Origin of the sequence: Streptomyces mexicanus, assembly GCF_902506575.1 — a bacterium.
Classification (GTDB): Bacteria; Actinomycetota; Actinomycetes; order Streptomycetales; family Streptomycetaceae; genus Streptomyces; species Streptomyces mexicanus.
The window spans coordinates 2,360,899-2,371,285 of sequence record NZ_LR732544.1; the positions used below are offsets into that span (position 1 = coordinate 2,360,899).

General features: G+C 73.6%; 7 protein-coding genes. 4 read left to right on the forward strand and 3 right to left on the reverse strand.

The features are described 5' to 3' along the window. Nucleotides 1-2,940, reverse strand: a 2,940-nt coding sequence (locus GV126_RS10580; RefSeq protein WP_236569943.1) for a bifunctional [glutamine synthetase] adenylyltransferase/[glutamine synthetase]-adenylyl-L-tyrosine phosphorylase, incomplete at its 3' end; no start/stop codon positions are given. A 216-nt stretch (nt 2,941-3,156) separates the two neighbouring features. On the opposite strand from GV126_RS10580, the gene GV126_RS10585 reads away from it, so the two are divergent. The 3 genes from GV126_RS10585 to GV126_RS10595 all read left to right on the forward strand — a co-directional run bounded on the left by GV126_RS10585 (nt 3,157) and on the right by GV126_RS10595 (nt 6,678). Further along, the gene (locus GV126_RS10585; RefSeq protein ID WP_159664727.1) at nt 3,157-4,056 is read left to right on the forward strand and encodes an alkaline phosphatase family protein; all 900 of its coding nucleotides are present in this window, start codon (nt 3,157-3,159) and stop codon (nt 4,054-4,056) included. Nucleotide 4,057: 1 nt separating this feature from the next. Then, on the forward strand, nt 4,058-5,560 hold the full coding sequence (locus tag GV126_RS10590) for an MFS transporter (RefSeq protein ID WP_159664729.1): 1,503 nt from the start codon (nt 4,058-4,060) through the stop codon (nt 5,558-5,560). Next, on the forward strand, nt 5,557-6,678 hold the full coding sequence (locus GV126_RS10595) for a TolB family protein (RefSeq protein WP_236569944.1): 1,122 nt from the start codon (nt 5,557-5,559) through the stop codon (nt 6,676-6,678). Before GV126_RS10590 ends, GV126_RS10595 begins: the two co-directional genes overlap by 4 nt. Before the next feature lie 43 nt (nt 6,679-6,721). Here the strand turns inward: GV126_RS10595 and glnA2 are convergent, their stop codons facing one another. Further along, entirely contained in the window at nt 6,722-8,083 is a 1,362-nt protein-coding gene (gene glnA2, locus GV126_RS10600; protein ID WP_028422389.1) for a gamma-glutamylpolyamine synthetase GlnA2, read from the reverse strand. A gap of 392 nt (nt 8,084-8,475) precedes the next feature. Here glnA2 and GV126_RS10605 point away from each other — a divergent pair, with 392 nt between their 5' ends. Further along, a complete protein-coding gene (locus GV126_RS10605) occupies nt 8,476-9,666 on the forward strand; it encodes a globin domain-containing protein (RefSeq protein ID WP_159664731.1) in 1,191 nt (396 codons plus the stop codon). 156 nt (nt 9,667-9,822) lie between these two features. Here the strand turns inward: GV126_RS10605 and GV126_RS10610 are convergent, their stop codons facing one another. Further along, entirely contained in the window at nt 9,823-10,266 is a 444-nt protein-coding gene (locus tag GV126_RS10610; protein ID WP_159664733.1) for an Rrf2 family transcriptional regulator, read from the reverse strand. Between the last annotated feature and the right edge of the window lie 121 nt (nt 10,267-10,387).

The window sequence follows — 10,387 nt, forward strand, 5'->3', positions numbered from 1 at the left end:
GTGCAGGCCGGGGCTGCGACAGCGCCTGGGACACACCCTGCCCTCTGTCGGCAACACCCCCGAGCTCTTCTTCCCGGGGCCGACGGAACAGATGCCCCTCCCCCCCGGTCCCCCCCGGCGACCGCCCCGCCCTCGAGCCCGGACGCCCCAGCCCTCCTCCGAGACCAGCCCGGCCGCCCGCGCCGCCGCCAGCGCGGCCCGCGTCCGCGTGGTCCGCAGCTCGGGCACCTCGGCCCCGTGCCGCAACTGCAGCAGCTGCACGGTCCACTCCACGTCGGACAGCCCGCCCGGCCCCAGCTTGGCGTGCAGCTTGGGGTCGGCCCCCCGCGGCAGCCGCTCGGCCTCCATCCGCGCCTTCAGCCGCCGGATCTCGCGCACCGCGTCGTCCTTGAGCCCGCCCCGCGGATACCGCAGCGGATCGATCAGCTCCACGAACCGCCGCCCGAGGTCCGCGTCCCCGGCCACCGGCTCCGCCCGCAGCAGCGCCTGCGACTCCCACACCAGCGACCACCGCCGGTAGTACGCCTCGTACGACGTCAGCGTCCGCACCAGCGGCCCGGACTTGCCCTCGGGCCGCAGGTCGGCGTCGATCAGCAGCGGCGGGTCCGCGCTCGGCACCTGCAGCAGCCGCCGCATCTCGGCGACGACCCGGTTCGCGGCCTGGCCGGCCTCCCGCTCGTCCACCCCGTCCCGCGGCTCGTGCACGAACAGGACGTCCGCGTCCGAGCCGTAGCCCAGCTCGTGCCCGCCGAACCGCCCCATGCCGATGACCGCGAACCGGGTGGGCAGGGTGTCCCCCCACACCTCGCGCACCACCGCCCGCAGCGTGCCCGCCAGGGTCGCCGCGGTCAGGTCGGACACCGCGGCGCCGACCCGGTCGACGAGCGCGCCCTGGTCGGCCACGGCGGGCCGGGTCTCGGTGCCGTAGGAGCCGACGATGTCGGCGGCGGCCGTACGGAACAGTTCCCGGCGCCGCACCCCGCGCGCCGCCGTGACGCCCTGTTCGGCGCTCTCGGCCCGCCCGACGGCGGCCAGCACCTCCTGTTCCAGCTGGGGGCGCCCGCGCGGCGCGAGTCCGCCGCCGTCCCCGCTGCCGTCGCCGAGCAGCGCGACCGCCTCCGGTGCCCGCATCAGCAGGTCGGGCGCGAGCCGCCCGGCGGACAGCACCCGGGCGAGGTTCTCGGCGGCGGCGCCCTCGTCCCGCAGCAGCCGCAGGTACCAGGGGGTCTTGCCGAGCGCGTCGGAGACCTTGCGGAAGTTGAGCAGTCCGGCGTCGGGGTCGGCGGAGTCCGCGAACCACCCCAGCAGCACCGGCAGCAGGGTCCGCTGGATCGCCGCCTTGCGCGTCACGCCCGAGGCCAGCGCCTCCAGGTGCCGCAGGGCCGCCGCGGGATCGGCGTAGCCGAGCGCGACCAGCCGCTCGCGCGCCGCCTCCGCGCTCAGCCGGGCCTCGCCGGGGGCGAGTTGGGCGACGGCGTCGAGCAGCGGCCGGTAGAACAGTTTCTCGTGCAGCCGCCGTACGACGCCGGTGTGCCGGCGCCACTCGCGGGTGAGTTCGGCGACGGGGTCGGCGCGCAGGCCCAGCGAACGCCCGAGGCGGCGCAGGCCGGCCTCGTCCTCGGGCAGCAGGTGGGTGCGGCGCAGCTGGTAGAGCTGGATGCGGTGTTCGACGAAGCGCAGGAAGCGGTAGGCCTCGCCGAGCTGTTCGGCGTCGGCGCGGCCGACGTAGCCGCCCGCGGCCAGCGCCTGCAGGGCGTCGAGCGTGGTGCCGCTGCGCAGCGTGGTGTCGGCCCGGCCGTGCACGAGCTGGAGCAGCTGCACGGCGAACTCGACGTCCCTGAGGCCGCCGGGACCGAGTTTCAGTTCCCGCTCGACCTCGGTGGCGGGGATGTTCTCCACCACGCGGCGGCGCATCTTCTGCACGTCCGCGACGAAGTTCTCCCGCTCGGCGGCCTGCCAGACCAGCGGGGCGAGCGCGTCGACGTACCGCCGGCCCAGGTCGGCGTCCCCGGCGACCGGGCGGGCCTTGAGCAGCGCCTGGAACTCCCAGGTCTTGGCCCACCGCTGGTAGTAGGCGACATGGCTGCTCAGCGTCCGTACCAGCGGCCCGTTGCGCCCCTCGGGCCGCAGGTTGGCGTCGACGGGCCAGATGGACCCCTCCACCGTGGTCTCGGAGCAGATCCGCATCAGGTGCGAGGCGAGCCGGGTGGCGGCGCGCAGCGCCTTGGTCTCGTCGCCGGGCTCACCGCCGTCGGTGTCGGCGGGTTCGGCGACGAAGATGACGTCGACGTCGGAGACGTAGTTCAGCTCGTGGCCGCCGCACTTGCCCATGGCGATCACGGCGAGCCGGCACAGCGCGGCGTCCTCGGGCGCGGCGGCGCTCGCGATGCGCAGCGCGGCGCGCAGCGTGGCGGTGGCGAGGTCGGCCAGCTCGGCGGCGGTCTCGGCGACGCCGATGGTGCCGCACACGTCGCGGGCGGCGATGGACAGCAGGCAGCGGCGGTAGGCGACGCGCAGCGAGACGGGGTCGTCGGCGTCGGCGAGTCCGCGTTCGAACTCCGCCACGCCCGGGTGCAGGTCGCGCGGCTCGTAGGTGACGAGGGTGTGCCAGTCGCCGGCGTGCCGGGCCAGGTGGTCGCCGAGGGCGGCGGAGGCACCGAGCACGCCGAGCAGCCGGTCCCGCAGCGGCTTGGCCGCTATCAGGGTGTCGAGCAGTTCCCGCCGGGCGGTCGGCGTGGGCTGTGCCTCCAGCAGCCGGACCAGGCCGTGCAGGGCGAGGTCGGGGTCGGCGGTGGCGCCCAGCGCCTCCAGCAGCACCGGGTCGTTCCTTATGGGCGCCAGCTCGGGACTCTCCAGCAGCCGCTCGGCGGCGGAGGCATCGGTGAAGCCGTGCCGCAGCAGCCGTGTGAAGGTACTGCTCCTGCGCCCCGGCGCCGTCATCCCCGGCCTCCCGTCGGATAAGTCGTCCTCCGCCAGAGCCTAACCGCACACACACGCACCGGCTCCGAAGACGTACGGCACGGGCCCGCCGCCCCGGCCGTTCATCCGCTCTTCATCCGGCGCACCACGGAACGCGACGCGAAACCTGCTTGTCGTGTGCATGCTCCCGCTGCACGGTCGTCCCCGTCCCGCACATCCTCACCACCGGAGGTCCCTGTGTCCGGCAGCACCGGCACATCCGTGTTCCGCCGCGGACGCACCGCCCTGGCGTCCGCGCTCGCCCTCGCGGCGGGCGCCGTCGGCCTGTGGGCCGGCTTGGGCAACCCCTCGTCCGCGCAGGCCGCCACCGGGGGGCCGACCCCCGACCACGTGGGCGTCGTGGTCTTCGAGAACCACGCCTACGGCCAGGTGATCGGCTCCTCCAGCGCCCCGTACCTCCACTCACTCAAATCCGGCGGCGCCAACCTCACCCAGTTCTACGCCGAGACCCACCCGAGCCAGCCGAACTACTTCGCGCTGTTCTCCGGCTCCACCCAGGGCATCACCGACGACAGCTGCTACACCCCCGGCTTCTCCTCGGCCCCCAACCTGGCCTCCGAGCAGCTCGCCGCGGGCCGCACCTGGGCGAGCTACAACGAGTCGCTGCCCAGCCAGGGTTCGACCACGTGCAGCAGCGGCACCTACGCCCGCAAGCACAACCCCTGGTTCGGCTTCAGCAACGTGCCCACCTCGTCGGCGAAGACCTTCGCGCAGTTCCCGACGGACTACTCCACCCTGCCCCAGCTGTCCTTCGTGATCCCCAACCTGTGCAGCGACATGCACGACTGCTCGGTCTCCACGGGCGACACCTGGCTGAAGAACAACCTGGGCGCGTACGCGACCTGGGCCAAGACCCACAACAGCCTGCTCGTCGTCACCTTCGACGAGGACGACAGGCTCAGCGGCAACCGCATCCCCACCGTCCTGTACGGCCAGCCGGTCACCCCCGGGTCGAGCAGCTCCACCACGTACAACCACTACGACCTGCTGCGCACCCTGGAGGACACCCAGGGCCTGGGCAGCCACGCGGGCAACGCCGCCTCCGCCCACGACATCACCGGCGTCTGGGCGTCCTGACGTGTACGTCGCGGACAGCCGCGCGGGCACCCCGGGTGCCCCCGACGCGCCGGCGTCCGCGCAGGGCGCCGCCCGGCTCCGGTCCGGGCGGCGCCGTGCCGCGGTCGCCCCCACGGTCCTCGCCCTCGGCACGGTCAGCCTGATCACCGACGTGTCCTCGGAGATGGTGACGGCGGTGCTGCCGCTGTACCTGGTGACGGGGCTGGGCCTGTCCCCGCTGGGCTTCGGCCTGCTCGACGGCGTCTACAACGGTTTCTCGGCGCTGGTCCGTCTGGCCGGCGGGCATCTCGCCGACCGGGGCGGCGGCCGCCACAAGGCGGTGGCGGGGCTGGGCTACGCCCTGTCCGCGCTGTGCAAGCCCCTGCTCCTGGTCGCGCACAGCCTCACGCCCATCGGGGTGATCCTGGCCGCGGACCGCACCGGCAAGGGCCTGCGGACCGCGCCGCGCGACGCGCTCATCTCGCTGTCCAGCACCCCTGCGACCCGTGGCCGCGCCTTCGGCGTGCACCGCGCGATGGACACCGCCGGCGCGCTGCTCGGCCCGCTGGTGGCGTTCTGGATCCTGCGGGTCACGGTGGACGGCTACGACGCGGTGTTCACGGTGAGCTTCTGCGTCGCCGCGGTGGCGGTGCTGGTCCTGGTGCTGTTCGTCCCGGGCGGCGCTCCCGCACGGGCGTCGCACGCGGGCGACGGGCCCGGCCCGGACACCGGGGCGCCACACCCGGACGAGGGCACCCACGCCCAAACCGGCGGCTCGGGCCCGGACCCCGCCCCGCGCCCCACCCTGCGCGCCGCCNTCCACCGTGACCCGCAGGATCCAGAACGCCACCAGCGGGCCGAGCAGCGCGCCGGCGGTGTCCATCGCGCGGTGCTCGGCCCGCTGGTGGCGTTCTGGATCCTGCGGGTCACGGTGGACGGCTACGACGCGGTGTTCACGGTGAGCTTCTGCGTCGCCGCGGTGGCGGTGCTGGTCCTGGTGCTCTCACTGGCCACGGTCAGCGACTCCTTCGTGTACCTGCTGCTGCAACGGCGCCTCGGCGTCCCCGACCGCTGGTTCGCCCTGCTGCCCCTGGGCACGGCGGCGGCCTTCCTGCTGCTGGCCGTGCCCCTGGGCCGGCTGGCGGACCGGATCGGCCGGTGGCGGATCTTCCTGGCCGGCCACGGCGCCTTGTTGCTCGCCTACGCCCTGCTGCTCACCTCCTGGCACGGCACGGCGCTGCCGTACGCGGTGCTGCTCCTGCACGGCGGCTTCTACGCGGCCACGGACGGCGTGCTGATGGCGGCGGCCAGCGACGGCGTACCGGCGCACCTGCGCTCCTCCGGCCTGGCCGTCGTCCAGACCGGGCAGGCCGTGGCCCGCTTCGCCTGCTCCCTGGCGTTCGGGGCCGCCTGGACGGTGTGGGGCGACCGTACGGCGCTGACGGCATCGACGGTGGCGCTGGCGCTGTGCGCCGCCTGCACCCTGATCCTCCGCCCGACCACGAAAGGCACGGCACCGGCATGAGGGGACGCGCACACACGACCGCAGGCGCAGACACGACGGCAGGCGCGGGCACGACGGCGGGCGCGCGCACGACGGTGCGCGCACGGCTGCTGGTCCTGCTGACCGCGGTGCTCGCCCTGGCGGCGGTCGCGGTGACCTCCGTCCTGCACGCGACCGCCCGCGCGGACCGCCGCGACCGCGTCCAGTCGGGCGGCCCCGAGGTCACGCCGGGCGCGGTGAGCCTGACGGAACAGGGCCGCACGGAACAGGGCCGCACGGAACCGAACCGCATGGTCTTCCGCAGCATGGCGTGGGGCCCGCACCGCGACGAGATCGTCACCGTCCCGGCCTCCTCCCCCGCCGCCCCGCGCACCGCCTCGGGCGTCAAGTGCCTGCGGTTCTACGCCGCCGCGGGCACGGGAGTGTGCCTGCAGGCGGTGCACGGACCCGTCTCGGACACCTACCGGGCGCTGATCCTCGACGCCCGCCTCAAGGAGCGGCGGCGCTACGACGTCCCGGGCATCCCCTCCCGCGCCCGTGTCTCGCCCACCGGTCACTTCGCGGCCTGGACGGCGTTCGTGGGCGGCGACTCCTACGCGGGCACGAACTTCTCCACCCGGGCGGCGATCGTCGACGTCCGCACCGGCCGGCTGATCCCGAGCCTGGAGAGCTTCGCCATCGTCAAGGACGGCCGCCGCTACACCTCCCCGGACGTGAACTTCTGGGGCGTGACCTTCGCCGCGGACGACCGCACCTTCTACGCCACCCTGGCGACGCAGGGCAAGACCTACCTCGTCCGGGGCGACCTGCGCACACAAACGGTCACCACGGTGCGGACGAACGTCGAGTGCCCCTCCCTCTCCCCCGACGGCACGCGCATCGCCTTCAAAAAGCGCGTGCCGGGTCTGCCGAAGGACGCCCCCTGGCGCCTGTACGTCCTGGACCTGCGCACCCTGCGCGAGACCCCGCTCGCGGAGCGCAGGAGCGTCGACGACCAGGCGGTGTGGAAGGACACGCGGACCCTGGTGTACGCCCTCCCCGGGGACTACGGCGCCGACCTGTACGAGATCCCCGCGGACGGCACGGGGACACCCCGGCGCCTGACCACCGCCGCGGTCTCCCCGGCGTTCCTCGGCTGAGCGCCCCTTCGCCTCCGACGGCGAAAGGGCGCCCGGCCCGCGCCTACATCACCGGCAGGTGCTTGCGCAGCTCGTACGCGGTGACCTCACTGCGGTACTCCTCCCACTCCTGCTTCTTGTTGCGCAGGAAGAAGTCGAAGACGTGCTCGCCGAGGGTCTCGGCGACCAGGTCGCTGTTCTCCATGAGGGACAGGGCCTCGCCGAGGTTCTGCGGGAGGGGTTCGATGCCCATGGCGCGGCGTTCGGCGTTGGACAGGGCCCACACGTCGTCCTCGGCGCCCGGCGGGAGCTCGTAGCCCTCCTCGATGCCCTTCAGGCCGGCGGCCAGCAGGACGGCGTAGGCCAGGTAGGGGTTCGCGCCCGAGTCCAGGGAGCGGACCTCGACGCGGGCCGAGCCGGTCTTGCCGGGCTTGTACATCGGGACGCGGACCAGGGCCGAGCGGTTGTTGTGGCCCCAGCAGATGTAGGAGGGCGCCTCGCCGCCGGCGCCGGCGGTGCGCTCGGAGCCGCCCCAGATGCGCTTGTAGGAGTTGACCCACTGGTTGGTGACCGCGGAGATCTCGCCGGCGTGGCGCAGCAGGCCCGCGATGAAGGAGCGGCCGACCTTGGAGAGCTGGTACTCGGCGCCGGACTCGTAGAAGGCGTTGCGGTCGCCCTCGAAGAGGGACAGGTGCGAGTGCATGCCGGAGCCGGGGAACTCCGAGAACGGCTTGGGCATGAAGGTCGCCTGCAGCCCCTGCTCCAGCGCCACCTGCTTCATGACCAGGCGGAACGTCATGATGTTGTCCGCCGTGGACAGGGCGTCGGCGTAGCGCAGGTCGATCTCCTGCTGGCCGGGCGCGCCCTCGTGGTGGGAGAACTCCACCGAGATGCCCATCGACTCCAGCATGGTGATCGCCTGGCGGCGGAAGTCCATGCCGATGGCCTGCGGGGTGTGGTCGAAGTAGCCGGAGTTGTCGGCGGGGGTCGGGCGGGAGCCGTCCAGCGGGCGGTCCTTCAGCAGGAAGAACTCGATCTCCGGGTGGGTGTAGAAGGTGAAGCCCAGGTCGGAGGTGCGGGCCAGGGCCCGCTTGAGGACGTAGCGGGGGTCGGCGAAGGAGGGGGAGCCGTCCGGCATGAGGATGTCGCAGAACATCCGGGCGGTCCCGGGGGCCTCGGCGCGCCAGGGCAGGATCTGGAACGTCGACGGGTCCGGCTTGGCGATCATGTCGGACTCGTAGACGCGGGCGAAGCCCTCGATGGCCGAGCCGTCGAAGCCGATGCCCTCGTCGAAGGCCTGTTCCAGCTCGGCGGGGGCCACGGCGACCGACTTCAGGAAGCCCAGCACGTCCGTGAACCACAGGCGTACGAACCGGATGTCGCGCTCCTCCAACGTCCGGAGCACGAACTCCTGCTGCTTGTCCATCTTCCGCTTCCCCATCCTTGCTGGTCAGGCCGCCCGGGTCCGCGAGGCGCGGAAGGCGGTCGGGCACCTGAGCATCACACCACACCACGGTTTCGCGCGCGTTGCGGACCTTGATCCGCCGGCTGTCCGCGGCCGGAACGCCGGGGATGCGGCGGACGCGGCCGCGCGCGGGTGTGCTCAGGCGCGGGTGTGCTGCCCTGCCGCCCATCTTGCCCCCTGGACGGCGCGCTCGTAATGGCCGGACGGCATCCGGGCCGCTTTCCTGTGTGCGGGGTGTGGGCGGGATGCGAAGGAGGCGTGAGCGACACCACGCCCGTTTAATTTGCATCTCAAATTCATATTTACCTACCGTGGTGATCAGACGAGCGAGCGAGCCTTCGAGGAGTTCCACGATGCTGTCCGAACCGTCAGCGGCCACCGTCCGCGCCACCCTGCCGGCCGTCGGCGCGGCCATCGGCGAGATCACCGAGCTGTTCTACGCCAAGCTGTTCGACGCCCACCCCGAGCTGCTGCGCGACCTGTTCAACCGCGGCAACCAGGCCTCCGGCGCCCAGAAGCAGGCCCTCGCCGGTTCCATCGCCGCCTTCGCCACCCACCTGGTGGACAACCCCGACCAGCGCCCCGACCTGATGCTCCAGCGCATCGCGCACAAGCACGCCTCGCTCGGCATCGTCCCGGAGCAGTACCCGATCGTCCACGAGCACCTGTTCGCCGCCATCGCCGAGGTCCTCGGCGACGCGGTCACCGAGGAGGTCGCCGCCGCCTGGACCGAGGTCTACTGGCTGATGGCCAACGCCCTCATCGCCATCGAGAAGCGGCTGTACGCGCAGAGCGAGCAGACCGGCTGGCGCGAGTGGAAGGTCGTCGAGCGGATCGAGGAGACCGCCGACGTGGCCACCTTCAAGCTGCGCCCCGTCGACGACGGCCCCGTGCCCGGCTACCGCGCCGGCCAGTACGTCTCCGTCGGCGTCACCCTCGCGGACGGCGCCCGGCAGATCCGCCAGTACAGCCTGACCGCGGCCCCCGGCTCCCCGGTGCGGCAGTTCGCCGTCAAGCGGGTGACCGGCGACGCCACGACCCCCGACGGCGAGGTCTCCAACCACCTGCACGCCCACGTGCGCGAGGGCGACATCCTGCAGCTGTCCGCCCCGTACGGCGACCTGGTCCTGGAGGACACCACGGCGCCGCTGCTGCTGGCCTCCGCCGGCATCGGCGTCACCCCGATGATCGCCATGCTGGAGCAGCTCGCCCTCACCGGCCACAGCGCCCCGGTGACCGTGGTGCACGCCGACCGCTCGCCCGCCACGCACGCGCTGCGCGCCGACCACCTGGCCTACGCGGCCAAGCTGTCCCAGGCCGAGACGGTCTTCTTCTACGAGCAGGACGCAGCGGACGCCGGACGGCCCGGCCTGGCCGACCTCTCCGACGTGCCGGTGGCCTCGGGCACGCAGGCCTACCTGTGCGGTCCGCTGCCCTTCATGCGCGCGGTGCGCGAGCAGCTCCTCGCCAAGGGCGTGGCCCCGGCCGACATCCACTACGAGGTCTTCGGCCCCGACCTGTGGCTGGCCCGGCAGGCGGCCTGATCCGGCAGGTGGCCCGACCAGGCAGACGGGCCGACCCGGCGCGGCTGCGCGCCGTACGAGCCGGCCGAGGCGGATCCCCGCCCCGGCCGGCTCTTCGTCGTCCTCGGGTCCCGGCCGTGCGGTGCGGGAGCGGTGGGGTGAGAGGCGCCGGCCGGCTCAGGACGCCCGTCGGGCGCTCGGCAGGCCGAGCAGCAGCGGGCCCGTCGGGGCCGCGACCATGTCGGCGACCGTGAGCGGGTCGAGGCTGGCGTAGAAGGCCTCCTGGGCGCGCCGCAGGGCGCCGCGCAGCCGGCAGTCGGCGTTCCGCGGGCAGGGGGTGGCGCCCTCGCAGTCGGCGACGTCGCCCTCGCCCTCCAGGGCCCGTACGATCCTGCCGCCCGACGCGCCGCGGCCCGCCTCCGTCAGGCTCAGTCCGCCGCCGCGGCCGCGGCGGGTCTCCCCCAGGCCGCGGTGCTGGAGTTCGGCGGCGACCTTGGCGGCAGGCGGGTACGGCACGCCCATGTCCGCCGCGACCTCCCGGGTCGTGGGGCTCGTCTCGCCGGCGACGGCGAGCCGCATCAGGACGCGCAGCGCCATGTCGGTGGAGCGCAGCAGCCGCATACCGCCAGCGTAGGTAATAGGAATACCGGATTCAAATATTCCGGGGGTCGCTCCGGACTCCGACCGTCCTCGCCCGGACTACGGCCGTCCCCACCCGGACTCCGGCCGTTCCCACCCGGAC

Coding starts and splice junctions, on each gene's coding strand:
- GV126_RS10595 (WP_236569944.1), top strand. CDS start 5,557: ATGAGGGGACGCGCACACACGACCGCAGGCGCAGACACGACGGCAGGC.
- glnA2 (WP_028422389.1), bottom strand. CDS start 8,083: ATGGACAAGCAGCAGGAGTTCGTGCTCCGGACGTTGGAGGAGCGCGAC.
- GV126_RS10605 (WP_159664731.1), top strand. CDS start 8,476: ATGCTGTCCGAACCGTCAGCGGCCACCGTCCGCGCCACCCTGCCGGCC.
- GV126_RS10610 (WP_159664733.1), bottom strand. CDS start 10,266: ATGCGGCTGCTGCGCTCCACCGACATGGCGCTGCGCGTCCTGATGCGG.